Here is a 23139-nt window from a genome sequence, read left to right as displayed (position 1 = left end):
CTAGAGCCGTTCGAGGAGGTAGCGCTCGACCTGGTCGAGGGCCACGCGCTCCTGCTTCATCGAGTCGCGGTCGCGGATCGTCACGGCCTGGTCCTCCAGGGTGTCGAAGTCCACGGTGATGCAGTACGGCGTGCCGATCTCGTCGGCGCGGCGGTAGCGGCGGCCGATCGCCCCGGCGTCGTCGAAGTCGACGTTCCAGTGGCGGCGCAGGCGCGCGGCCAGGTCCTTCGCCTTCGGCGACAGGTCCTCGTTGCGGCTCAGCGGCAGCACCGCGGCCTTCACCGGCGCCAGGCGCGGGTCGAAGCGGAGCACCGTGCGCTTGTCGACGCCGCCCTTGGTGTTCGGGGCCTCGTCGACGTCGTACGCCTCCAGCAGGAACGCCAGCACCGAGCGGGTCAGGCCCGCCGCGGGCTCGATGACGTACGGCGTCCACCGCTCGCCCTTGGCCTGGTCGAAGTAGGACAGGTCGGCGCCCGAGTGCTTCGAGTGCGTCGACAGGTCGAAGTCGGTGCGGTTCGCGATGCCTTCGAGCTCGCCGAACTCGCTGCCCGCGAAGTTGAACCGGTACTCGATGTCGACGGTGCGCTTCGAGTAGTGGGACAGCTTGTCCTTCGGGTGCTCGTAGCGGCGCAGGTTCGACTCCGAGAGGCCCAGGTTCACGTACCAGTTCCACCGCTCGGTGAGCCAGTACTCGTGCCACTCCTCGTCCGTGCCCGGCTCGACGAAGAACTCCATCTCCATCTGCTCGAACTCGCGGGTGCGGAAGATGAAGTTGCCCGGCGTGATCTCGTTGCGGAAGCTCTTGCCGGTCTGCGCGATGCCGAACGGCGGCTTGCGGCGCGAGGCCGTCATCACGTTCGTGAAGTTCACGAAGATGCCCTGCGCGGTCTCCGGGCGCAGGTAGTGCGTGTTCTCCGAGTCCTCGACGGCGCCCAGGAACGTCTTCATCATGCCGTTGAACATGCGCGGCTCGGTGAAGGAGCCGCGGGCCCCGCAGTGCGGGCACGCGAGGTCGGCCAGGCCGCCCTCGGGCTCGGCGCCGTCGTGCTTCTCCTGGTACGCCTCGATGAGGTGGTCGGCGCGGAAGCGCTTGTGGCAGGACTGGCACTCGGTGAGCGGGTCGGTGAACTCCTCCAGGTGGCCCGAGGCGACCCACACCTGCGGGTTGAGGACCACGGCGGAGTCGAGGCCGACGACGTCGTCGCGCTCGCGGACCATCGCGTTCCACCACTCGCGGCGGATGTTCTCCTTCAGCTCCACACCGAGCGGGCCGTAGTCCCAAGCAGAGCGGGTGCCTCCGTAGATCTCCGAACTGGGGAAGACGAAGCCGCGGCGTTTGGACAGGCTGATGAGCGCTTCGGTGCGGTCCTGGGACACGATGATTCCTCTCGATCCGGCTGGCGGTCGGTGAGACTGCGAATAAGATTCCGCGAACAGACTGTTCGCTTTTCGGCGGATGTTCAACCCGGTTTCGATCCGGTGGTGAACGGGCGGGCGCACTGACTGTGCTGCTCGATCCAGCTCGCAAGCTTCGCCGGAGTGAGCCCGTGCCGCCAGTGCGCAAGCGTACCTCGCACGGGCGGCCCGGCCGCCGTCAGGCCCCGCCGCCCTGACCCGCGGCTCCGCCGCCGCGCAGATCCGCGAGGTGCTGCACGAACCCCTCCCGGGCCTCGGCGTGCTCGGGCGACACCAGCCAGCCCAGGGCGTCCTCCCCCGCCTCGACCGCGCCCGCGGTGTCGCCCAGCTCCGCGAGGAGCCACATCGTCTGATGCGCCGTCAGCGACGCCCGCTCCAGCAGCAGCGGCCCGTCCCGGAACACCGCCAGCGCCCGCCGCTGGAGGTCCAGCACCGGTTCGGCCTCGTCGCGGCGCAGCCCCGGCTCCCCGGCCTGCGACTCCAGGAACTGGAACGTCAGCTGCGCGTGCTGCCGGTACGTCTCCCCCAGCTCGAACCGGGCGGACTCGCGCACCGCCTCCGGGGCCTCCGGGTTGGCGCGCTCGGCGATCAGGCCCGCGGCGATGTGCGCCATCGACTGGAGGCCCTCGCCGAACGCGGCGTCGCCGGAGATCGTGCGCAGCAGCCACACGCGGGCGCGGCTCACCCGCGCCCACGAGGTGAGGTCGCCGACCTCCTCGGCGGCCTCGGCCGCGCGCGTGTACACCTCCAGGGCGTGCTCGTGCTCCCCGAGCTTCTCCAGCAGCTCCCCGGTGAGGAACAGCGTGTCGGCGTACAGCGGCGCGCGGCCCAGCTCGGGGCGGGTCTCCATGAGTGCGAGCGCGGCCAGGCCGTGCTCGACGCCGCGCCTGGTGTCGTCCTGCTTGTCGTAGGCCTCGGCGAGGTTGAAGCGGATGTTGCACGCCCGCCACGCCTCCGAGTCGGGCAGGTCGTCGAGGGCCGCTTCGAGGATCGGGACGGCCTCGGCGCGGCGGTCCATCTCCACGAGCGCGGTCCCCATGAGGTGGCGGGCGACGGCGCCGGGGACGGTCATGCCGACGGCGTCGCAGTGGACGGAGGCCGCGAGGGCGTGCTCGTAGGTGCCGGGGTGGTCGCCCTCGCGCATCCGGAACTCGGCGGCCTGGAGGTGGAGCTTCGCGGCGATGGTGCGGCTCGGCTCGTCGCCGAGGGCGGTCAGGCCCTCGCGGGTGATCGCGTACGCCTGGGCGAAGTCGCCGGTGAGGCCCACCTGGTCGGCGAGGTCGGCGCTGGCGCGGGCCACGGCCCATCCGGCGTCGGCGGCGCGCGCGACGTCGCGTTCGGCGGTGAGGAGCCAGGTCTTCGCGTCGGTGTCGTCGGTGAGGCGGGCGCGCAGGTCGAGCAGGTCGCAGCGGCGGATGAGCGCGTACCGGCGGTCGGGGAGGTCGGCGAGTTCGGCGTCGAGGGCCTCGGCGCGGGCGTCGAGGTCGGGGGCGGGGTCGCCGGTGAGGTATTCGGCACGCATGGCGAGGACCTGGCTGGTGTGCAGGCTCCGGTCGTCGATGCGGTGCTCGTCGCGCAGCCGCAGGGCGGTGGCGGCGATCTGCGCGGCAGCGGCCCGCACTTCGTCGGGGGCGGTCTCGGCGCGGTGGATGAGCAGGAACGCCTCGGCGACGAGGGCCCGGCCGGGCTGGCCGGCGGTGCCGAAGAGGGCGACGGCGCGGCGCAGGCCCGCCTCGACGGCCTCGGGGTCGTCGGCGCGGGCGGATTCGGCGTGGGCGATCTCGGCGCGGTGCTCGGCGATGAGTTCGATGCCGAGCGCGTCGGCGATGGCGCCGACTTTCAGCCAGGCCTTCCACGTGTCCGGGGAGCAGGCGTCGTACGCGGCGTAGGCGGCGTCGATGGCCGCGTCGAGCGCGGGGCCTTCGACGGGCTCGCCGGCGGCGAGGGCCACGGGCGGCTCGACGGCGCGGGGCTCCTTGAGGCCCAGGTGGACCGGCTCGTCGTAGGGGGTGGACTCGACGACGCAGTCGGACATGCGCGAGTGGTGGTCGTTGCCGTTGCGGGCGTCGAAGCGCGCGCAGATCGCGGTCCGCTCGGCTTCGGCCCAGTCGTGGAGTTCCGCGGCGGTCCATTCGCGTCCGCCGGGGCCGGGCACGGCCGCGTCGGCGTACCCGAGGGCGGCGAGCCGGCGGCAGGTGAGGACGGCGACTTCGAGGAGCCGCTGCCGTTCGCGCACTCCCAGGTCGAGGTCGAAGAAGCGGGCGTGGTCGGCGAGGATCTCGACGGCCCGGTGCTCGTTCCCGGTGAGCGCGCAGAACTCGATGTGCAGCGCGATCATGGGGACCATGTCCTCCTTGCCGCGGCACATCTGGTAGCCGCGCAGGTGGTTCGCGCGGGCCTCGGCGGGGCGGCCGAGCTCCACGAGCGGCAGGAGCGAGAGCGCGAGCCCGTAGTGCGGCTCGTGCGCGCAGGAGTGCTCGCCCGCGAGGACGGGCTCCAGCATCTCCATGGCGGCGTCGGCGGAGTCCTCCTCGGCGTAGAACACGATGGTCGCGAGGGTCGTGTACTGGCAGGCGGTGCAGTCGGACATGTCGTCCTCCTCGGCCTCGCCGAGGGCCTCGATCGCGCGCGCGACCCGGTCGTAGTCGCCGGTGTGGAACGCCAGCTGCATCTCGTAGGCGGCGGGCGCGTGCATGGAGTACCCGGCCTCGGCGTAGCGGCGGCGCATCTCCTGGAGCCAGTGCTCGATCGATTCGAGCGGCACGTCGGGCTGCTCGATCATCGAGTCGACGATCCACTTGAACGTCCAGTACAGCGACCGCGTCAGGTACGCGTCGAAGTGCTCGGGCCGGGTGTCGAAGGCGCGCAGGAGCCGCGCGAAGGGCACGAGCAGGCGCGTGGAGTCGCGGGAGAACTCGTAGGCGTCGACCAGGCCGTTGAGCGCGTAGTTGACCAGCTCGGGGTCGCCCACCGCGTCGGCGGCCTCCACGGCCCGCTCCAGTGCCGCGACCTTCGCCTCGCCGGGCTCCTCGAAGCGGGCCTCGTTGAGCAGACGCCAGATCGCGTCGGGGTCGGGAGTGGCCATCGCGGGTCCTCGGTCCTTCTCGGCGGGGGGTTCTAGTCCTTTGTAACGTGTTCCAGCAGGTTCATGAAGGACCGGTTCAGGAGCGCGGTGTCGGCGCTGCGCAGCGGCCGGTGGCTCATGAGCAGCGCCTGCCCGTACAGCGACTCGACGGCGGTCCCGGCCAGGTCGGCGTCGGCGATGCCGCTGATGCGGCGCACGGTGGGGTTGCGGTGGTTGAGGACCAGTTGCGCGCGCGGCGCGTGCTGCTTGATCGACGCGAGGATGCCGCCCCACAGGTCGTCGGCCTGCGCTTCGGCTTCGGCGCGCTGGCGCTCGCGGCGCGCTTCGCGGTCGTCGAGGAGGAGCGCGGGCACGGAGACGGGGTTGAACTCGCGGACGACGACGTCGACGTCCACGGCGTCGAGGCGGGCGCGGGCGGCGGCGAGGAACGACTGGAGCGCCAGCTCGTCGCGGGTGGCGACCGGGTCGAGGCTCGCGGAGATGACGCCGGGCTGGAGCTGCTCGATCTTGACGTCGGGGTCGATGCGCGGCAGGGCCTGCACGAGTTCGGCGTCGTAGGTGTAGCCGCCGTTGACGACGCCGATCCCTTGGGCGGCGGCGATCTGCGCGACCTGCCGGAACTCGTCGACGGTGGCGGCGAGGTAGACGGGCTCGTAGGCGCGCGCGAACTCGGGGAGGCTGGTGCGCCCGGCGGTGGTCTCGAACCGCAGCCACGGGAGCATCGCGGCGAGCAGTTCCTCGTCGTGGCGCGCAAGGGCTTTGACGCCGAGTTCGTGGACGGCGAGGAACGCCTCCAGGCGGGTCGGGTCCTCGGCGGCGAGGCGGGAGATCCACTCGCGGATCTGCGCGCCGATCGCGTCGCGGGCGACGGCCAGGGCCTCGTCGTCGTAGAGCGACTCGCGGGACGCGGTGGGCCGCAGGGAGTCCGTGTCGACGACGCAGCGGACGAAGAACGCCCACTCGGGGACCAGGTTGTCGGCGGTCTCGGTGAGCAGCATCCGCTTCAGGTGGACGCGGTGCGCGGGCCGGGCCGACGGGGACGCCGCGTGCGGGAGCACGAACGCGACCCCTTTGAGACCCGAGAGCGGCACGTCGAGGTCGATGACGTCGAGCGGCGGGAAGCCCATGACGTCCTCGCAGTAGCGGTTCAGGGCGAGGCGCCGCGCGGTCGCGTTGGGGTGCTTGCGGTCCCACAGCGGCGGCGTGTCGGTGATCCGCTCGGGGGCGCCGCCGCCGAACACGGTGACCTCCACCGGCAGCAGCGAACCGTACTCGCGGGCGAGCTGGACGACCCGGTGCGGTTTGAGCCAGTCCTCGCCGGGGCGGGCCGTCAGCTCGACGGTGGTGCCCGGCTCCGGGTGCTCGCCGTCGGGGACCTCGGTGACGGTGTAGGAGCCGTCGTCGCGCGCGGACCAGCGGACCACGGGCGCGGCAGGGTCCTTCGCGGACTTGGAGGTCACGGTGATGACCGACGCGACGGTGAAGCACGCGAGGAGCCCAATGCCGAACTGCCCCAGGAAGTCCCGGCGCGCGCCCTCGATCTCCTCGTCGCGCTTGGACGAGCCGCCGATCGTGGCGAGCAGCTTGTGGACCTCCGCGACGGTCAGTCCCACACCGGGATCGGTGATCCGCAGCCGCGCGCCGTCGGCGTCGATGCGCACCGGGGCGCCCTCGGCGGTGAAGCCCGGGTCGATCTGGCGGCGCGCGGTGACCGCGTCGACCGCGTTCTGGAGGAGTTCGCGCACGTACACCTTCGGCGAGGAGTACAGATGGTGCGAGAGCAGGTCCACCAGTCCGCGCAGGTCCACTTGGAACGTATGGGAAGTGGGCGTTGTCTCAGACACGGCGCGTCCTGCTCTGATCGGAGGTCGTTCAGCGACAGTCAGACTAGCAAACCGCCGCTCCCCCAGGGCGCGTGAAAACCCCGCTCGGAGCGGGCGGCCGCGGCGGCCCGCTTCCGGTAAGGTGGCCGCTACGCAACCGCGTACGCACCGCTCGATCGCGAGGAACCCGCCCCGATGACCTTCCCGCCCCCGCCGCCCGACCGGATGCACCTCCAGTACCAGCCCGCGCCGCCGCCACAACAGGCGGGCCCCGGCGGCGCGTACGGCCCGGTGCAGCTGCGCCCAGACCAGCCGCTCCCCGGGCAGGCCCCGCCGCCCGCGATGTCGATGGCGAAGCCCGGCACGATCACCGGCATCCAGGTCATCCTGTGGATCTTCACGGCCCTCGCCGGGATCGGCGACATCGGCTCGGCGATCGGCCTGGTCAGCTACTTCAACCCGTTCAGCCTCATCGGGCTCGCGTTCGCCGTGTACTCGACGGTCCAGGCGCTCGCCTCCGGCATCCACATCACCCGCGGCAAGCGGTGGGCGTGGATCTGGTCGCTCGTCTCCGCGATCCTCGGCCTGGCGCTCAGCTCCGTCGCGATCGTCTTCGGGATCATCTTCATCGAGACCGGGTGGGTCTCGCTGCTCGTCGGCATCGTCCTCGCCGGCCTGTACGGAACGCTCCTGGGCCTCCTGTGCTCCAAGTCCGCGCGGCAATGGATCCTCATGCACCGCATCCAAAGAGGCGAAGTGCAGCTCCCCGGCGCGCCGGGCGGCTTCGCTCCGGGCGCAGGCCCCGAGCGGCCCGCGACGCGGCCGGGGGCGGCGACGTTCGCCGCGGTCCTCGCGGGCCTGCTCGTCGCGCTGACCGCCTGGGCCGGGTTCGGCTCGATCCGGTCGCTCATCGCGATGAACAACGGCGGCTACGGCATCGAGTACATGGCCTTCGGGTACGGGACCGGACTCGTCCTCGTCACCGCCGCGGCGGGCGTCCTCGCCGCCGTGTTCGCGCTCATCACCGCGCTCGGGGTCCTGCGCGGCTCGTTCGGCGCGCGCGTGTTCACGATCGTGTGGACCTCGATCCTGGCGCTCCCCTGGGGAGCGATCGCCGTCGCGCAGACCATGGACTTCGTCAGGTACAGCGCGTACGCGCTCCCGCCGGAGAAGACCCAGTGGGTGATCGGCCTATCGCGCCAGCTCCTCATCGCCGCCCTGCTCATCGCCCTGTTCATCGCGGTGCTCACGCCCGGCGTGCGATCCTGGACGCCCGGGAAGGGCGCGGCGGCGCTCGTCGTGGTCGTGCAGGCGCCGTACGGGCCGCCGCCCCAGCAGGGGGCGTACCCGCAACAGCAGCAGTACCCGGGAGCGCCGGGACCGCAGCAGCCGCCGCAGCCGTACTCGCCGCAGCCGCCCTACAGCGGCTAGCTAATCGGTGGTGACGTCGTACCAGCCGCAGATGCTGGTGCCGATCGTCTGGTCGGCCTGCTCGACGGGGACGACGAGCGCGATCTGGGAACCGTCCGAGAGACGGACCCGCACGTCGACGTCGTTGTAGCCCAAGGGCTGGACCTCGGCGGTGGCCGCGTCCCACGACTCCCATTCGGCGATGTAGTCGTCGGCCGGGCGGTCGCGCAGGTCGGCGCAGAGCATCGCGTACGCGGCGTCCCAGTCCTCGTCGGCGAGCTCGGCGATGAAGGAGTCGGCGGTGTCGACGATCTCCTCGCTGAGGGACCGAGTGAACGTCGCCATCGCGACGACGACGGCGACGACCACGGCCGTCACGAGCAGGAAGCCGCCGCCGATGCCGAGGCTCAGCTTGAGCGCGAGGCGCCCGCCGTTGCGCTCGGTGGGCGGGGCCGCGAACGGCACCGGCACGCCGGTGGGGGGCGGCGGCGCGGACGAGGTCACCGGGGTGGGCTCGACGGCCGCGGTCGTCGGCGGGAGCGCGAGCGTGTCAGCGGTGCCCAGGTCCGCATCAGCGCTGGATGCGACCGGCGCGGGCGGTTCGGGGACGGACGGCTCGGGCTCGAACGGGATCGGGGCGGCCCCGGGCTCGGGGGCGATCTGCGCGGGCGCGGCCGGTTCGGCGACGGCCTCGACGGACGTGTGCGGCTCGACCTCGATCGGCCCGGTGTCGTGCTGCGCGGGCGCCTCGGGCTCGGGCGCTGGCTCGCGGTCGGGGACCGGCTGCGGGGGCTCGATGTGTTCGACGAGCTCGGGCGCCGGGGAGTCGTCGCGAACCCGCTCGGGGGCCGGTTCGCTCGCGGCTGCCTCGGGCCGCGGTTCAGGCTCCGGTTGCGCGTCCCCGTCGGGGCGCGCGGCGTCGCGGTCGCTCATCGGGCGGCCTCCCGGCGGGCGGTCTCGGGGTCCGCCTCGCGGTCGGAGCCGGTGCGGCGCGGCTGCTCACCAGGGGCGCACTCGGCGAGGACCTCGAACCCGGACGCCTCGGGCAGGGCCCGGGACAGCAGCGGGGTCGCCATCTTCACCTGGAAGTTCGAGAGGGACCGGCGGTAGGAGCCGACGTCGTCCCACTCGGTCCACAGCATCCACACCGCGTCGTCGGTGTCGAAGTCGTCCAGCGCACGGCCCAGGCCCCCGCGCACGTAGCCGCCGCAGGAGGCGAGCGCCGCGAGGGCGTCCCCGGCGTCGCGCGAGAAGGTCTCCGTCTCGCCTTCGGTTACGGCGAAACGATATACAACCAGCACGCTGCCTACCCTACTGTCCGGTCGCGGCACGCGAGCAGTCGGCGCAGAGGCCGTGGAGTTCGAGCGTGTGCCCCACGTCGGTGAAGCCGTGCTCGGCCGCGACCTTGTTCGCCCAGCGCTCGACCGTGGGTCCGGCGACCTCCGCGGTCTTCCCGCAGGAGCGGCACACGAGGTGGTGGTGGTGCTCCTCGGCGGAGCACAGCCGGTACAGGTGGTCGCCGCCGGGCAGGCGCATGACGTCGACGATGTCGGCCTCGGCGAACGCCTGGAGGGTGCGGTAGACCGTGGTCAGGCCGATCTTCGACCCGGCGTCGCGGAGGATCGCGTGGAGGTCCTGGGCGCTGCGGAACGCGTCGTCGTGTTCGAGCAGGTCGAGGATCGCGGTCCGCTGCTTGGTGGACCTGGCCATGTTCTCGGCCGGGGGCTTGGTCGCCACTAGTGCTCCTCCCTCGCGTGGTTGACGGCGTCGGTGACGATGTGCGCGATGTGGTCGTCGATGAGCGAGTAGGAGATCTCCCGGCCCGACCTGGTGCCGCGGACGATCCCCGCGCCGCGCAGGACCCGCAGGTGCTGCGAGACGAGCGGCTGCGTGACGCCGAGGGTCTCCACGATCTGGTGCACGTACTTGGGGCCCGCGGCCAGCTCCATGACGATCGCGATCCGCAGCGGCGCCGCCAGCGCGCGCAGCAGCTCCCCCGCCGACTCGTAGTCGGCGGGCGTGGATTCTTCGGCTAGCTCGGTCTCGGTCCGCACTCCGCAAAAATATCGCGTCGCCGGGCCCGGTGAGGTCCCAGGTGCCGCCGCGGTCATGCGTTCGCGGGGAGTTCGACTTCGAGCGGCTCGCCTTCGGGGGGCAGGTGGGCGCGGCGGGTCTGGCGCACGCGGCGGGTCAGGGCCGCGGCGACGGCGGTAACGAGGAACACGGCGACGCCGATGAGCACGATGGTCGCGCCGGGCGGCACGTCCTGGGCCGCGGAGGTGAGGACCCCGGCGCCGGAGATGAGGAACCCGGCGGCCATCGACGCGAACATGGTGGCCTTGAACGAGCGCGTGAACTGCTGGACCGTGACCACGGGGATCACCAGGAGGGCGCTGACCAGGAGGATGCCGACCGCGCGCATCGACACCGAGACCGTGACGGCGGTGGTGACGAGCAGGAGCAGGTTGAGGGCGGCGACGGGCAGGCCGGAGACGCGCGCGTACTGCTCGTCGGCGCAGATCGCGGTGAGCCAGGGCCGCAGGACCAGCATGAGCGCGGCGACGGCGGCGCCGCCGATGACGATGGTCCACACCTCGGACCATCCGGCGGTCAGGAGCGACCCGAACAGGTACTGCTGGAGGTTCGCGACGCCCTTGTCGGAGGCGATGCCGGTGAGGTAGACGCCGCCCGCGAGGCCGCCGTAGAAGAGCATCGCGAGCGCGACGTCGCCGGAGGTCTTGGACTTGGCGCGCAGCAGCTCCATGACGACGGCGGCGGCGACGGTGACCGCGAGGGTGGTCCACACGGGCGCGGCGCCGGTGAGGAAGCCGACGGCGACGCCGGTGAGCGCGACGTGGCCGAGGCCGTCGCCGATGAGCGCGAGGCGCTTCTGTACGAGGAACACGCCCACGGTGGGCGCGCACAGGCCGACGACGAGCGCGCTGAGCAGGGCGCGCTGCATGAACTCGTACTGGAAGTAGTCGAGGATCACTTGCCGCCCCAGAGGTCGTCGGTGCCGTTGTGGCCGTTGGCGTGCGGATGCACGTGTTCGTGCGCGGGGTCGGCGTGCTCGCCGACCGGGCGCGGGGGCGCGCCGTCGTGGACGACCTTCCCGTCGGCGAGGACGACGGCGCGGTCGAGGCGGTCGGTGAGCGGGCCGAGCTCGTGGGTGACGAGGAGGACCGCGCACCCGGCGTCGATCCGGTCGGCGATGACGGCGGCGAGCGCGGTCTGCGTCTCGGCGTCGACCCCTACCGTGGGCTCGTCCATGATGAGGAGGTCGGGGTCGGTGGCGAGGGCGCGGGCGATGAGGACGCGCTGCTGCTGGCCGCCCGAGAGCGTGTCGACGGAGCAGTGGGCGTGGTCGGCGAGGCCGACTTCGGCGAGGCTGCGGGCGACGGCGTCGCGGTCGGCGCGGCGGGCGGGCATGCCGAGGAGCCGGTGGGCGAGGCGGCCCTGGGAGACGACCTCGGCGGCGGTGGAGGGGACACCGGAGGCGGCGCCGGTGCGCTGGGGCACGTAGCCGATGCGCCTCCAGTCGCGGAAGCGCTTCTGCGGGGTGCCGAACAGCTCGATCGTGCCGCCCGCGAGCGGGACGAGTCCGGCGACGGCCTTGATGAGCGTGGACTTCCCGGAGCCGTTGGCGCCCATGAGGGCGACGGCCTCTCCGGGGGCGACGGCGAGGTCGGCGCCGCGGACGACGGCGCGACCGCCGTAGGAGACGGTCGCGCCGCGGACGGTGAGGACGGGCATTGGCCTAATGCTGCCTTACGCCGCGCCCAGGGCGGTCTGCAACTCGGCGAGGTTCTCGCGCATCACAGTGAAGTAGTCCTCTCCGGCGTCGACCTGCTCGTCGGTGAGCCCTTCGAGCGGGTTGAGGACGGCGGTGGTGGCGCCGGATTCGGCGGCGAGGGTGTCGGCGATGTCGGGGGACACGAGGGTCTCGAAGAAGATCGTGGTGATCCCGTTCTCCTCGACGTAGTGGGCGACGTCGGCCATGCGCTGGGAGTCGGGCTCCTGGTCGGGGCTGAGGCCGGAGATGGCGACCTGGGTGAGGCCGTAGCGGTCGGCGAGGTAGCCGAACGCGGCGTGGGAGGTGACGATGGCGTCGCCGGTGCGGTTCGCGAGGCCGTCGGTGAACTCGGCGTCGAGTTCGGTGAGGTCGGCGGTGAACGCGTCGGCGGCGGTCTTGTAGTCGTCGGCGTTGGCGTCGTCGATCCCGGCGAGGCCGTCGGCGATGGCCTGGCCGATCTGGGCGTAGCGGACCGGGTCGAGCCAGACGTGGGGGTCGGTGCCTTCGAGTGCTTCGTGCTCGTGCTCCTCGCCCTCCTCCTCGGCGTGCTCGTCCGCGGTCTCGTCGGCGTGCTCGTCCGCGTGGTCGTCTTCGAAGACCTGGGTGGAGTCGTAGCCGATGGTTTCGACGGCGGTGGACACGTCGAGGGCCTTGTCGGGGGCGTACTCCTCGATGGCGGCGTCGAGCTCGGGGATGAAGCCCTTGAGGTAGACGATGTAGTCGGCCTCTTCGATCTCGGCGATGTCGGAGGGGGAGAGTTCGAGGTCGTGGGGTTCCTGGCCGGCGGGGGTGAGGTTGGTGACGTTGACGTTGTTGCCGCCGACCTGCTCGGCGGCGTAGGCGAGGGGGTAGAACGCGGCGACGACGCCGGTGGTGCCGTCGTCGGAGCCGCCTTGGCCCCCGCACGCGGCGAGGGTGCCGGCGGCGGCGAGGCCGGCGATGGGGAGGATGAGCAAGCTGGATCGGCGCATGCTTGAACCTTGCTCCGTCATGACAATCATTGTCAACATCTAATATGACCGCTGCGCACGTCCACGACGGCCGCGACCAGCGGCGACGCCTCGCGTCCGGGGCCGCGCTGCCGCTACTCCATGACCCGGATCACGCGAAAGAGTGACGTGGCTACTGGTACTCGTTGTCGGGGGCGGGGATGCCGGTGATCGATTCGACCTCGATGTACGGGACGAGCTCGCCGTTGATCTCGTCGCGCCCCTGCCGCGGGCTGTACTCCCCCACGACCTCGACCCACTGGTCCGGCTCCAGATCCGCCGGGACGTCGCTGTTGGAAGAAGCCCAGTCGAAGCCGATCTTGACGGGCCGGGCGTCGGCCGCGCAGCAGGAGACGACCATGCGCGCGAGCTGCGGCTCGTCGCCTTCGTAGAGGATGAAGCCGCGCAGCTGGATGCGGTGGCCCTCCAGGGTCTGGCCCTCGTCGAAGATCGCGCGGGCGGCGTAGTCGAGGAGCGTGAGCGGCACCGGGTCGACGTCGTCGGGCAGCTCCGGGTAGCTCGACCGGGACTCCTCGGCGCCCACCACGGTGCCGGTCCGCTCGGCCTCGTACGACCCGAGCGCGTCGGGGGCGACCAGGAGCATCCCGACCACGGGCGCGAGCAGCAGCCACGCGACCTTCGGCTCCCCGTGGCCGTGCCCGTCGCCGGAGTCCGCGCGGTCCTTCCACGCTTGGACGCCGGTGATCGCGGCGACCGCCACGAGCAGCACTCCGGCAGGCACGATGAGCCAGAACGCGTACGGCTTCACGTAGTCGAGGTAGTCGCCCGTCCAGGCCAGCCGCAGCATCCCGCCGCCGACCAGGAGCAGGATCACCGCCTGCGCGTCGCGTCTCACAGCCAGACCACTCCCATCAGTGCGGCGGCGGCGAGCGCCGCCAGGAACGCCGCGGGGGCGAAGCGGGCCGCGAAGCGGCGGCCGAACGTCCCGGCCTGCATGGCCGCGAGCTTCACGTCGATGAACGGGCCGACCACCATGAACGCGAGCTTCGCCGTGGGCGAGAACTGCGTCAGGGACGCGGCCACGAACGCGTCCGACTCCGAGCAGATCGACACGAGCACCGCGAGGACCGCCAGCGCGAGGACGCCGAGGACGGGGCTGTCGGCGATCGGCGCGAGCCACGTCTCGGGGACGAGGGTGTTCAGGCTCGCGGCAATGGCGGCGCCGATGACGAGGTAGCCGCCCGCGTGGAGGAAGTCGTGGCGGATCGCGGCCCAGTACGCGGCCCATTTGCCGTCGTCGTGGTGGCGGTGCTCGGGCAGGCGCAGCCACTCGGTCTTCCCCAGCTTCGCCCACAGCCAGCCGATGCCGACCGCGGCCACGAGGGAGGCGCACACGCGTGCGGCGACCATCTCGGGGTTCCCCGGGAAGGCCACGAACGTGGAGACGACGACGATCGGGTTGATCGCCGGGGAGGCGAGCATGAACGTGAACGCGGCGGCGGGGGCGACGCCGCGGCGCACGAGGGCTCCGGCGACGGGCACGGAGGCGCATTCGCAGGCGGGGAGCACGGCCCCGGCGACGCCTGCGACGGGGACGGCGAGCGCGGTGCGCTTGGGGACGGCCTTGTGGAAGAACCCGGCGGGCACGAACGCGCTGATGGCTGCGGAGAGGGCGACGCCGAGGACGAGGAACGGGAACGCCTGCACGCACACGGCGACGAACCGCGCGGCCCAGGCCTGGGCGGCGGGGGCGGCGAACAGGTCGGTGAGGCCGGGCCGGGCGGTGAGGCCGAAGACGAGGAGCAGCCCGAGGGCCTCGATGGAGGTGAGCCCGCGGCGGCGGGCCCGCGGGGGGCGCTCGGCGGCGGGGGCGTCGGTGTCGGCGAGGTCGGCGCTCACCGCCTCATTGTGCGGCATGGGGACCGACGAATGCGTCACCGGGCCGCTCACCTCCGCAGTCGCCGAGTGTGCCGACTTACTACTCTTGTGCGGTGCGCGTTCCCACCCTAGGTACCGACCCCAGCCGCATCCCCGCCGCTTGCAGGGCGCTGCTGGCGAGCCCGCGGTTCCAGATGGTGTCGATGTCGGTGATCCTGGTGAACGCGGCGGCACTGGGCGCGATGACGTTCCCGCATTCGGCGGCGGTCGCGGAGTTCCTGCACTGGGTGGACCACGTGTGCCTGGGGTTCTTCACGTTCGAGGTGCTGGCGGGGCTGGCGTCGTTCGGGCGGCGGCCGCTGCGGTTCTTCAAGGACGCCTGGAACGTGTTCGACTTCGTGATCGTGGTCGCCTCGTTCATGCCGGGCCTGCGCGAGAACGTGACGATCCTGCGGATGCTGCGGCTGGCGCGGATCGTGCGGATCTTCCGGTCGCTGCCGTCCCTGCGGATCATCCTGGTCGCGGCCGGGAAGGCGCTGCCGAAGTCGGCGGGCGTGTTCGCGCTGACGGGCGTGGTCATGTACCTGTGGGCGATGGTCGGCTGGATCGCGTTCAGCGCCTCCGACCCCGAGCACTTCGGGACCGTCGGGAAGGCGCTCCTGAACCTGTTCCAGCTGGTGGCGTTCGACGACATGGGCAACGTCATGCGCAACAGCATGGAGCACAACATGTGGACGCTGCCGTACTACCTGGTGTTCATCCTGTTCGGCGCGTTCGTGCTGGTGAACCTGCTGCTCGGCGTGGTGCTGGCCTCCATGGAGGAGGCGCAGCGCCTCGACGACCTCGACGAGCAGGTGTCGGCCGACACCGCGCTCATCCTGGAGCGGATCGACAAGCTCCAGACCACGGTCGACAAGCTCCAGGCCGACCAGGAGCGCGGCCGGGGCTTCACGCCCTTCGGCTAAAGCCCGGACTGCTGCGACCCGGCTCGGCTCAGCCTGCGACCGGGTTGGGCTCGGCCCCTCCGAAGCGGCGGTCGCGGCGCGCGTAGATCTCGCAGGCGCGCCACAGGTCGCGGCGGTCGAAGTCGGGCCACAGCACGTCGAGGTAGACCATCTCGGCGTACGCGGACTGCCAGGGCAGGAAGTTGGAGGTGCGCTGCTCGCCGGAGGGGCGCAGGAACAGGTCGACGTCGGGCAGGTCCGGGTTGTACAGGTAGCGCGCGAACGTCTTCTCGGTGACGCGCTCGGGGTTGAGCCGCCCGGCCTTGACGTCCCGGGCGAGCGCCGCGGCGGCGTCGGCGATCTCGGCGCGGCCGCCGTAGTTCACGCAGAACTGGAGCGTGATCTTGTCGTTGTGCTTCGACAGCTCCTCGGCCACTTCGAGCTCCTTGATGACGCTCTTCCACAGCTTCGGGCGGCGTCCGGCCCAGCGGATGCGCACCCCCATGGCGTGCAGCTCGTCGCGGCGGCGGTGGATGACGTCGCGGTTGAAGCCCATGAGCCACCGCACCTCGTCGGGGCTGCGCCGCCAGTTCTCGGTCGAGAACGCGTACGCCGAGAGGGTCCCGATGCCCATCTCGATCGCGCCCTCGATCGTGTCGAACAGCGACGCCTCGCCCATCGTGTGGCCCTCGGTCCGCTTCAGCCCGCGCTCCTTGGCCCACCGCCCGTTCCCGTCCATCACCAGCGCCACGTGCTTCGGCACGAGGTCGCGCGGCAGCTCGGGCGGCACCGCGCCCGACGGGTGCGGCTTCGGCGGCTCATAGGTGCGGCTCACGGGACCTCCAGTTCGACGGGGAACCCCGCCTGGGCGACCGCGCCCGGCGGGGCCTCGATCGTAATCCCGCCCCGAGGCCCCCTCGCCCGCACTGCCGCTGTCGGTCCCTTCGGGCACTGTTGCAAGCGGGGGCGACAACGGACGTGCGAACCATTCGCGTTCCCGCCCGCGGCGCAGGCGGGCCGGACCCGGCGACCGCTCAGGCGCCGCCGCGGCCGTGGGGCACGTACTTGAGCGTCCGCAGGGGCCGTTCGGAGTGCCATTGGAAGTGGGCGGCGATGAGGCCCGCGGCTTCGCTGCGCTGGCGGGGGTCGGCGGCGACGGCGCTGCCCCAGTCGCCGGATTCCAAGGCGCGCATGAGTTCCAGCGAGGAAGGGGCGGGGACGGAGGCGCCGCCGGGGCGGCAGTCGCCGCAGACGGCGCCGCCCGCGGCGACGGCGAAGGCACGGTGGCGGCCGTCGGCGCCGCACACGGCGCACTGGTCGAGCGAGGGCGCCCAGCCCGCGGACTTCATGCCGCGCAGCAGGTACGAGTCCATGACGAGCACCGGCGGCAGCTCGGTCTCCGCGAGGGCGCGGAAGGCGCCGAGGGTCAGCTGGAAGACGTCGAGGTCGGGCTGGTGGTCCTCGGGCACGAGCCGCTCGGCGGCCTCGGCGATGACGCACGCGGCGGTGTACGCGGCCCAGTCGGCGCTGATCGCGCCGCCGGACAGGTGCAGACCGACCGCCTGCGTGACGGTGTGGAGCTCGGCGCGGCCCTCGATGAGCTGGAGGTCGACGTGGCTGAACGGGGCGAGGCGGGCCCCGAACTTCGAGGACGTGCGGCGCAGGCCCTTCGCCATGGCGCGGTAGCGGCCGCGGCCGCGGCCCAGCAGCGACACGATCGCGTCGGCCTCGCCGAGTTTGAAGGTGCGCAGGACCACCGCGTCGTCGCGGAACAGCTTCCGAGTGCTCACCCCCACGCCGCAAGCCTAGCCGGGGGCACCGACACCGCAAATGCGGTTGAGGCGCACGGCGGGCGCGGCTAGGCTCCGGCGCGTGAAGATCCTCTCGGTGAACATCGGCCGCCCGCGGGAGAACCCGTGGAAGGGCCTCACAGCCACCTACATCGACAAGCGGCCCGTCGACGGCCCGGTCGAGGTGACCTCGCCGGGGCCGAAGGGCGAGGGCACGGTGGGACTCGCGGGCGACCGCGTCGGCGACGTCCGGAACCACGGCGGCACCGACCAGGCCGTGTACGTCTACGGCAGCGAGGACTACGCGCACTTCGGGGCGCTCACGGGCCGCGAGTTCGCGCCCGGCGCGTTCGGGGAGAACCTGACGACCAGCGGCTACGACGTGAACGCGGCGCTCATCGGCGAGCGCTGGGCCGGGCCCGGCGGGCTCGTGCTCCAGGTGACCGGGGCGCGCATCCCGTGCGGCACGTTCCGCGGCTGGATCGACGAGCGCGGCTGGCTGAAGACGTTCACGCGCGAGGCCCGGCCGGGCCCGTACCTGCGCGTGGTCGAGCCGGGGCACGTCGAGGCCGGCGCCGTGCTCGAAGTGGTGCACCGGCCCGACCACGGGGTGACGGCCGCGATGTTCTTCCGGGCAGCGATGGGCGAGCGGGACCTCGTGGAAGTGGTCGCGTCGGTCCCGGACCTCCCGCCCGCCGAGGCGGCGTGGCTGCGGGGCGCTTAGGCCGCGACGGCTTCGGCTGGCTTGCGGAAGTACGCGTTCGCGCTGGGGCTGAACATGACGATCGTCGCGACCAGGACGGCGCCGATGTGCAGCATGCGGGCGACGAAGATCCCCATCATGAGGTCGCCGTCGCCGCCGAAGGCCTCCAGGAACGGCGTGCCGTCCATGAGGAGGCGGGCCGGCTCGACGACCAGTGACGCGAGGCCGATGACGGACAGGAGCCCGGCGAGCGCCCAGCGGGCCCAGCGGCGGCCGGTCGCGAAGACCACGATGAGGGCCATCACGGCGAGGTAGACGAGGCCGCGGACGCCGACGGCGGTCCACACGCCCGCGTCGAGCCCGGTGTCCTGTCGGATCTCGCTGACCGCGAAGACGGCCTCGATGACGCCCGCGACGACCGCGAGCGTCCACAGTAGTGCGGCGTTGGTGACGGACTGGGGTTTCTGCATGCATTCAACGGTAAGGGCGAAAGCCCACCGGCCGCGATCCGGTGGGCGGGCCGGTCGGGGGTGGGGCAGGCCCTACCGCGTCTCGGCGAGCCGCTTGCGCCCCAACTGGTCCGCGGCGCGGATCGGCTCGGGGAGCCGGTAGCGGGGGGCGAGTTCGAGGACGAGCTCGCGGGCCGAGGCGAGCGTGCGGCGGTGGCCCACGGAGACGTACACGGGCTTGACGCCGTCGCGGGTGCGCAGCGCGCAGCCGACGGTCTCCTCCCCCGCGGTGATCGGCGACCAGTCGCCGCGGGCGGGGCCGGGGCCGGCGACGGGCAGGTGCGGCGGGTTCTTCGCGACCCCGATCGCGGGCGCGTCGAGGACGACGCCGAGGTGGCAGGCGAGGCCGAAGCGGCGCGGGTGGGTGAGGCCGTAGCCGTCGCACAGGTACAGGTCGGGCTCGACGGTGAGCGCCTCGATCGCCTTGAGCAGCAGCGGGAGTTCGCGGAACGCGAGGAGCCCGGGCACGTACGGGAAGTCGGAGGTTCCGTGGACGACCGCCTCGTCGAGCACGGCGAGGTCGCTCCGGCGCAGGACGACCGCGGTGGCGACGGCGGTGTCCGAGTCCTTGTCGTAGGCGATGTCAAGGCCCGCAACGGTGTCGACGGGACGGTCGTCGTCGGCGGCGACCACGCACCCGGCGAGCTCGACCTGCATCGCGACCGCCTCGGCCTCGTTGCGAGGCATGCGCACGTGTGCTGCTATTTCCATCCCTAACCCCCACCCACCCGGGGGACCGTAGGGGCGATGGTTCCCCGGGGGTACGACAAGATCCGGCGCTCCCGGCGATCTTGTCACCCGAAAGCGGGACCGCCTCGGCCGGGTCGCGTCAGCCTTCGCCGCCCACGTCGAAGTCGAGGTCGAACGGGAAGTCGGCATCGTCGAAGGCCGCATCGTCGACATCGCCGGTCGCGGTGTCGACCGTATCCGCGGGGTCCGACGCAGCGGTCTCGAAGGTGCCGTCGGACTCGGCTTCGTAGGAGTACTCGTCGGGTCCGTCGGCGGCGAAGAGGTCGTCGGCGGCCGTACTGGTGCCGGGGGCGGATTCGAGGTCGGCGAAGAAGTCGTCGCCGAAACCGTCCCCGGCGGCGTCGGCGCCGCCTGCCGCGGCGTCCTCCGAGCCGCCTTCCGCGCCGTCTTCCACGTCGTCGGCCGCGGCGTCCCAATCGTCGGTCATGGCGCCCTCCCCGGGTCTACTCCCAGCATATTGAGCCCGCGCGCGCCCCGCCGCAAGACCGCCGCGATGCCATCCTCGAACCCGGCGCCGATCCGTCGACGAGCCCCGACTCTCGTCGCTCATGCCGCGCGCTGCTGTGAGCGGATCCGCCGTGGGCGAACGCACTTGCCCGCCGACCGGCAGGCCGCCATGCTCAAGGGCATGAGCACGCAACCGAAGCGGATCCTCGTCCTCGGCGGGACCGTCTACCTGTCACGCAAGATCGCGACCCTCGCGCTCGAACGCGGCCACCAGGTCACCGTCGCCGCCCGCGGCGCCAGCGGCAAGCCGCCCGAAGGCGCCGAGTTCGTCGCAATCGACCGCAGCGTCGAAGGCGGCGTGGAAGCCTTGCGGGGCAAGCAGTTCGACGCGGTCTTCGACGTCGCCCGCATCCCCGCCCACGTCGGGCCCGTCCTCGATGCACTCGCCGACGGCGCGGGCCACTGGTCGTTCATCTCCTCGATCTCCGCCTACGCCCAGCACGAGATCGTCACCGACGAGGTGTTCGAGCCGACCGCGCCCGACTCCACCGACCCGTCCGTGGAGGTCTACGGCGCCAGCAAGGTCGCCATCGAGAACATGGTGCGCGAGCGCCTCGGCGACCGCGCACTCGTCACCCGGCCCGGCCTCATCGTCGGCGCCGGGGACCCGGTCGACCGGCTCGGCTACTGGCCGCTGCGGTTCAGCGAGGGCGGCGAGATCCTCGCGCCGGGGCCGCAGGAGCGACCCGTGCAGTGGATCGACGTCGAGGACTACGCGAACTGGCTCCTCGACGCCGCCGAGACGGGCCTCAGCGGCACCTACGACGCGATCGGCGACCACATCGGCATGGAGGCGTTCTTCCACGGGATCGCCGACGCGCTCATCGAGCAGGGCGTCCTCACCGAGCGCCCGAACCTCACCTGGGTGTCGCAGGAGTTCATCCTCGAACAGGAGGTGACCCCTTGGGCCGGTTACGAATCGCTCGGCTTCTGGGCGCCCTCCCCCGACTACGACGGGCACGGCAGCCGCCCCTCCGCGCCCGCCGTCGCGGCCGGGCTGCACCTGTCGCCGCTGGCGACCACGATCGAGCGGTGGTGGAAGGCCAACGCGGCCGCCCCCACCCTCCGCGCGGGTCTGAGCCGCAGGCGCGAAGGCGAGCTGCTCGCGGCCTGGCACGGCACGGAGGCCGACACCGAGGCCCTGGAGCGCTACGACCGGGAGCGGACCTTCGCGGTGCCGCCGCCCACCGCGCCCCCGGGCTAGACCCGGCAAAGCCACAGGAGACGCGGAACGGCCCCGCCTCGATCGAGGCGGGGCCGTTCCCGTTGCGTCGCTTACTGGACCGGCGGCGCGGGCGGCTGCTGCCCGTACGGCGGCTGGCCCGGATCCTGCGGAGGCTGCTGCCCGTACGGGGGCTGCCCCGGCTGCTGGCCGTAAGGCGGCTGGCCCTGGTACGGGCCCGCGCTCAGGTCCTCCTTGCGGAAGAACTCGTTCGAGGCGGGCACGGCGAGCAGGATGATGATGATGAGCGAGCCCACGATGAACACGATGAGCGTGGCCCAGTCGAGGGCGCTCACCCAGCCCGGCGTCGCGTCCTCGACGGCCTGCGTCATCTCGTCCTGGTACTCGGTGCCGTTGACGTTGTAGGTGGTCTCGCCGACCTGCCCGATGAGGCCGCCGAGGCCGCAGCACGCCAGCGCGATGCCCGACAGCACCCACGAGAGGATGCGCCCGGCCCGGTTGCCCTTGTTGTTCAGGATGCCGAGGATCACGTAGAACACGGCGAAGAGGAGGTACACGCCCGCGACGACCGCGAACGTGAGCGTGATGATCGTGGAGATGTCGTCGGCGGTGATGCCTGAGTCGGCGAGCGAGGGGTCGTTCTGGATCTCGTCGCTGACGACGTCCTTGACGGCCGACTGGACCGCGAACATGGCGATGCCGGTGGCGACGAGCAGTGCCGCGGTGATGAACTGGGTCCACACCACGGCCGCGACCGACCCCGGCCTGGTCTTCGGTCCCTGCGGCAGCGGCTGCTGCGGGTACTGGGGCGCTGGCGGGTACGCCATGGCGTCCTCCGATTCAGATTGCAGGCGGTTACTCGGGCTCCCTCATCGTACAAAGGGAAGCCCTTGCTCGCACACCCCTCAGACTTCGAGGTTCAGGCGGTACCCGCGTTTGATGACGGTCTCCACACAGGACCGGAGGTGGACGGCGTCGCGCAGGCGCGTCACGGCCATCTCGACGGCGTGGCCGTCGGCGCCGCGCGGAAGGTGCCCGAGGAGCTCGGCTCTGGAGAGGACCTTCCCGTTGGCGGAGGCGAGGGCGCGGATGACGGCCATGGGCGCGGGCGGGAGCTGGTACGGCTGGTCGTCGAGGAGGACCATGTGGCCGCGCAGTTCGATGCGGTGCCCGGTGGCGAGCTGGAGGCGCCTGGAGCGCTTGGGGAGCGCGGAGGCGACGGTGCGCACGAGGGACCCGAGGCGGGCCCGCTGCGGCTGGACGGTGTCGACCCCCAAGCGGGACAAGGGGGACGCGGTGACGGGGCCGACGGCGACGGGGAGGACGCCGTTGTCCTCGGCGGGGGCGCGGAACGCCTCCAGCATGTCGGCGGCCTGGTCGCCGGCGATGCGCAGGAGCGCGTTCGCGGCGGGCGCGGAGGTGAACGTGACGGCGTCGATGCGGCGGGCGCAGATGGCGTCCACGAGGCGCTGCACGGGCGTGATGTCGGTGGGGAGGGTCCAGCGGTAGACCGGGACGGGGACGGCGGCGCCGCCTCCGGCCCGGACGGTGCGGATGAAGTCCTCGGCGGGGTCGCCGTGGAGCTGGATGGCGACCCGCTGGCCGTTGACGCCGCGTTCGCGGAGGTACTCGACGACTTCGTCGCCGGTCTCCGAGGGCGCGGTCCACTCCTCGGTGAGCCCGGCGGCGCGGACGGCGCCGAGGGCCTTGGGGCCGCGGCAGAGGATGCGGGCGCGGGCGAGGACGTCGAGCAGGTCCTCGCCCATGCCCCAGCCTTCGGCGGCTTCGAGCCAGCCGCGGAAGCCGATCCCGGTGGTGGCGACGACGAGGTCGGGGGCCTCGCGGATGAGTTCGACGGTGGCCGCGCGGAGGGCCTCGTCGTCGGGGAGCGGGACGATCCGCAGCGTCGGGGCGACGATCGTGCGGGCGCCGCGGCGCTCCAGCAGGGTCGCGAGCTCGTCGGCGCGGCGCTGCGCGGTGACGGCCACGGTGTAGCCGGTCAGGGGCGCGAGCGTCGTCTCGGCCTCGCGGACGGGGGCTCCGGCGGCGGCCATCAGGCGGCGACTTCCGCTTCGGAGCGGGCGCCCACGCGGATCACGCCGTCCTGGACTTCGACGGCGTAGACCTCCAGGGCGACGTCGGGGTCGTCGAGGCACTCGCCGGTCTTAAGGGAGAACGCCTGCTTGAGGAGGGGGCTGACGACGACGGGTTCGCCGCCGCGGTCGCCGACGAGCCCGCGGGAGAGGACGTTCGCGCCGGTGAACGGGTCGCGGTTGGCGACGGCGTGGAGGCTGTCGTCGTAGAGGCGGAACAGGGCGACCTGGGCGCCGTCGGCGAGGAGTGCGGCGACGCCGCGCCCGGGGACGAGCCGGTCGAATGCGCAGATGGGTTCCACGTG

At 72.3% G+C, this 23139-nt stretch carries 24 protein-coding genes; 4 read left to right on the top strand and 20 right to left on the bottom strand.

Annotated elements, in window-relative coordinates; translation table 11 throughout:
* From B0I28_RS01180 to B0I28_RS01170, 3 genes are all read right to left on the bottom strand, one after another.
* Entirely contained in the window at positions 1-1377 is a 1377-nt protein-coding gene (locus B0I28_RS01180; RefSeq protein WP_106361987.1) for a glycine--tRNA ligase, read from the bottom strand.
* Between the two features lie 217 nt (positions 1378-1594).
* Complete coding sequence (locus B0I28_RS01175; protein ID WP_106361986.1) at positions 1595-4501, bottom strand: tetratricopeptide repeat protein; 2907 nt, start codon at positions 4499-4501, stop codon at positions 1595-1597.
* Positions 4502-4533: 32 nt separating this feature from the next.
* Positions 4534-6345: an HSP90 family protein gene (locus B0I28_RS01170; RefSeq protein ID WP_219926488.1), complete on the bottom strand. Its 1812-nt coding sequence runs from the start codon at positions 6343-6345 to the stop codon at positions 4534-4536.
* Between the two features lie 174 nt (positions 6346-6519).
* On the opposite strand from B0I28_RS01170, the gene B0I28_RS01165 reads away from it, so the two are divergent.
* Positions 6520-7755, top strand: coding sequence for a hypothetical protein (locus B0I28_RS01165; protein WP_146147933.1), 1236 nt, complete (start codon positions 6520-6522; stop codon positions 7753-7755).
* On the opposite strand, the gene B0I28_RS01160 is transcribed toward B0I28_RS01165, so the two are convergent.
* From B0I28_RS01160 to B0I28_RS01120, 9 genes are all read right to left on the bottom strand, one after another.
* Entirely contained in the window at positions 7756-8667 is a 912-nt protein-coding gene (locus B0I28_RS01160; protein ID WP_106361984.1) for a hypothetical protein, read from the bottom strand. It abuts the gene before it with no gap.
* Positions 8664-9035, bottom strand: coding sequence for an antibiotic biosynthesis monooxygenase (locus tag B0I28_RS01155; RefSeq protein ID WP_181245588.1), 372 nt, complete (start codon positions 9033-9035; stop codon positions 8664-8666). The genes B0I28_RS01160 and B0I28_RS01155 overlap by 4 nt, the downstream gene beginning before the upstream one ends.
* A 10-nt stretch (positions 9036-9045) precedes the next feature.
* Positions 9046-9444 (bottom strand): Fur family transcriptional regulator, encoded by a 399-nt coding sequence (locus B0I28_RS01150; protein ID WP_106362587.1) that lies wholly within the window; start codon positions 9442-9444, stop codon positions 9046-9048.
* A gap of 26 nt (positions 9445-9470) precedes the next feature.
* On the bottom strand, positions 9471-9788 hold the full coding sequence (locus B0I28_RS01145; RefSeq protein WP_219926487.1) for an ArsR/SmtB family transcription factor: 318 nt from the start codon (positions 9786-9788) through the stop codon (positions 9471-9473).
* A 53-nt stretch (positions 9789-9841) separates the two neighbouring features.
* Positions 9842-10696, bottom strand: a complete 855-nt coding sequence (locus B0I28_RS01140; protein ID WP_106362586.1) for a metal ABC transporter permease — start codon at positions 10694-10696, stop codon at positions 9842-9844.
* A 26-nt stretch (positions 10697-10722) separates the two neighbouring features.
* Entirely contained in the window at positions 10723-11487 is a 765-nt protein-coding gene (locus tag B0I28_RS01135; RefSeq protein WP_106361982.1) for a metal ABC transporter ATP-binding protein, read from the bottom strand.
* A gap of 15 nt (positions 11488-11502) precedes the next feature.
* On the bottom strand, positions 11503-12498 hold the full coding sequence (locus B0I28_RS01130) for a metal ABC transporter solute-binding protein, Zn/Mn family (RefSeq protein WP_219926486.1): 996 nt from the start codon (positions 12496-12498) through the stop codon (positions 11503-11505).
* 151 nt (positions 12499-12649) lie between these two features.
* Positions 12650-13372 (bottom strand): TIGR03943 family putative permease subunit, encoded by a 723-nt coding sequence (locus tag B0I28_RS01125; protein ID WP_106361980.1) that lies wholly within the window; start codon positions 13370-13372, stop codon positions 12650-12652.
* Positions 13369-14394, bottom strand: coding sequence for a permease (locus B0I28_RS01120; protein ID WP_106361979.1), 1026 nt, complete (start codon positions 14392-14394; stop codon positions 13369-13371). Before B0I28_RS01120 ends, B0I28_RS01125 begins: the two co-directional genes overlap by 4 nt.
* Before the next feature lie 74 nt (positions 14395-14468).
* On the opposite strand from B0I28_RS01120, the gene B0I28_RS01115 reads away from it, so the two are divergent.
* A complete protein-coding gene (locus tag B0I28_RS01115) occupies positions 14469-15320 on the top strand; it encodes an ion transporter (protein WP_146147932.1) in 852 nt (283 codons plus the stop codon).
* A 28-nt stretch (positions 15321-15348) separates the two neighbouring features.
* Here B0I28_RS01115 and B0I28_RS01110 read toward each other — a convergent pair whose 3' ends face one another.
* Both B0I28_RS01110 and recO read right to left on the bottom strand, forming a co-directional pair.
* Entirely contained in the window at positions 15349-16134 is a 786-nt protein-coding gene (locus B0I28_RS01110; protein WP_106361977.1) for an isoprenyl transferase, read from the bottom strand.
* Between the two features lie 199 nt (positions 16135-16333).
* A complete protein-coding gene (recO, locus tag B0I28_RS01105; protein ID WP_219926484.1) occupies positions 16334-17089 on the bottom strand; it encodes a DNA repair protein RecO in 756 nt (251 codons plus the stop codon).
* Between the two features lie 82 nt (positions 17090-17171).
* On the opposite strand from recO, the gene B0I28_RS01100 reads away from it, so the two are divergent.
* Positions 17172-17813, top strand: a complete 642-nt coding sequence (locus B0I28_RS01100; RefSeq protein WP_106361975.1) for an MOSC domain-containing protein — start codon at positions 17172-17174, stop codon at positions 17811-17813.
* On the opposite strand, the gene B0I28_RS01095 is transcribed toward B0I28_RS01100, so the two are convergent.
* The 3 genes from B0I28_RS01095 to B0I28_RS01085 all read right to left on the bottom strand — a co-directional run bounded on the left by B0I28_RS01095 (position 17810) and on the right by B0I28_RS01085 (position 19478).
* Positions 17810-18262 carry a hypothetical protein gene (locus B0I28_RS01095; protein WP_106361974.1) on the bottom strand — a complete coding sequence of 151 codons (453 nt, stop codon included), beginning with the start codon at positions 18260-18262 and terminating at the stop codon, positions 17810-17812. The two genes, B0I28_RS01100 and B0I28_RS01095, sit on opposite strands and share 4 nt — an antisense overlap.
* A gap of 72 nt (positions 18263-18334) precedes the next feature.
* Positions 18335-18988 (bottom strand): endonuclease V, encoded by a 654-nt coding sequence (locus tag B0I28_RS01090; RefSeq protein ID WP_219926483.1) that lies wholly within the window; start codon positions 18986-18988, stop codon positions 18335-18337.
* Positions 18989-19130: 142 nt separating this feature from the next.
* Positions 19131-19478 carry a hypothetical protein gene (locus tag B0I28_RS01085; protein ID WP_106361972.1) on the bottom strand — a complete coding sequence of 116 codons (348 nt, stop codon included), beginning with the start codon at positions 19476-19478 and terminating at the stop codon, positions 19131-19133.
* 201 nt (positions 19479-19679) lie between these two features.
* Here B0I28_RS01085 and B0I28_RS01080 point away from each other — a divergent pair, with 201 nt between their 5' ends.
* Positions 19680-20762, top strand: a complete 1083-nt coding sequence (locus B0I28_RS01080) for an NAD-dependent epimerase/dehydratase family protein (protein ID WP_106362585.1) — start codon at positions 19680-19682, stop codon at positions 20760-20762.
* A 71-nt stretch (positions 20763-20833) separates the two neighbouring features.
* Here the strand turns inward: B0I28_RS01080 and B0I28_RS01075 are convergent, their stop codons facing one another.
* The 3 genes from B0I28_RS01075 to nirD all read right to left on the bottom strand — a co-directional run bounded on the left by B0I28_RS01075 (position 20834) and on the right by nirD (position 23136).
* A complete protein-coding gene (locus B0I28_RS01075; RefSeq protein WP_106361971.1) occupies positions 20834-21568 on the bottom strand; it encodes a hypothetical protein in 735 nt (244 codons plus the stop codon).
* A 78-nt stretch (positions 21569-21646) separates the two neighbouring features.
* A complete protein-coding gene (locus tag B0I28_RS01070) occupies positions 21647-22795 on the bottom strand; it encodes a uroporphyrinogen-III synthase (RefSeq protein ID WP_106361970.1) in 1149 nt (382 codons plus the stop codon).
* Positions 22795-23136, bottom strand: a complete 342-nt coding sequence (nirD, locus tag B0I28_RS01065; protein ID WP_245888840.1) for a nitrite reductase small subunit NirD — start codon at positions 23134-23136, stop codon at positions 22795-22797. The genes B0I28_RS01070 and nirD overlap by 1 nt, the downstream gene beginning before the upstream one ends.
* Positions 23137-23139: the final 3 nt, after the last annotated feature.

Source organism: Glycomyces artemisiae (genome assembly GCF_003002955.1).
Classification (GTDB): domain Bacteria; phylum Actinomycetota; class Actinomycetes; order Mycobacteriales; family Micromonosporaceae; genus Glycomyces; species Glycomyces artemisiae.
Note: the sequence above shows the minus strand (reverse complement) of the source record. Positions and strands in the feature narration are given on the sequence as shown.

What these genes read in the sequence shown, in the direction of transcription:
- B0I28_RS01070 (WP_106361970.1), bottom strand. Translation starts at nt 22,795, where the DNA reads ATGGCCGCCGCCGGAGCCCCCGTCCGCGAGGCCGAGACGACGCTCGCG.
- B0I28_RS01120 (WP_106361979.1), bottom strand. Translation starts at nt 14,394, where the DNA reads ATGCCGCACAATGAGGCGGTGAGCGCCGACCTCGCCGACACCGACGCC.
- B0I28_RS01160 (WP_106361984.1), bottom strand. Translation starts at nt 8,667, where the DNA reads ATGAGCGACCGCGACGCCGCGCGCCCCGACGGGGACGCGCAACCGGAG.
- B0I28_RS01150 (WP_106362587.1), bottom strand. Translation starts at nt 9,444, where the DNA reads ATGGCCAGGTCCACCAAGCAGCGGACCGCGATCCTCGACCTGCTCGAA.
- B0I28_RS01095 (WP_106361974.1), bottom strand. Translation starts at nt 18,262, where the DNA reads ATGCAGAAACCCCAGTCCGTCACCAACGCCGCACTACTGTGGACGCTC.
- B0I28_RS01090 (WP_219926483.1), bottom strand. Translation starts at nt 18,988, where the DNA reads ATGCCTCGCAACGAGGCCGAGGCGGTCGCGATGCAGGTCGAGCTCGCC.
- B0I28_RS01140 (WP_106362586.1), bottom strand. Translation starts at nt 10,696, where the DNA reads ATGCAGCGCGCCCTGCTCAGCGCGCTCGTCGTCGGCCTGTGCGCGCCC.
- B0I28_RS01130 (WP_219926486.1), bottom strand. Translation starts at nt 12,498, where the DNA reads ATGCGCCGATCCAGCTTGCTCATCCTCCCCATCGCCGGCCTCGCCGCC.
- B0I28_RS01085 (WP_106361972.1), bottom strand. Translation starts at nt 19,478, where the DNA reads ATGACCGACGATTGGGACGCCGCGGCCGACGACGTGGAAGACGGCGCG.
- B0I28_RS01135 (WP_106361982.1), bottom strand. Translation starts at nt 11,487, where the DNA reads ATGCCCGTCCTCACCGTCCGCGGCGCGACCGTCTCCTACGGCGGTCGC.
- B0I28_RS01080 (WP_106362585.1), top strand. Translation starts at nt 19,680, where the DNA reads ATGAGCACGCAACCGAAGCGGATCCTCGTCCTCGGCGGGACCGTCTAC.
- B0I28_RS01075 (WP_106361971.1), bottom strand. Translation starts at nt 21,568, where the DNA reads ATGGCGTACCCGCCAGCGCCCCAGTACCCGCAGCAGCCGCTGCCGCAG.
- B0I28_RS01165 (WP_146147933.1), top strand. Translation starts at nt 6,520, where the DNA reads ATGACCTTCCCGCCCCCGCCGCCCGACCGGATGCACCTCCAGTACCAG.
- B0I28_RS01175 (WP_106361986.1), bottom strand. Translation starts at nt 4,501, where the DNA reads ATGGCCACTCCCGACCCCGACGCGATCTGGCGTCTGCTCAACGAGGCC.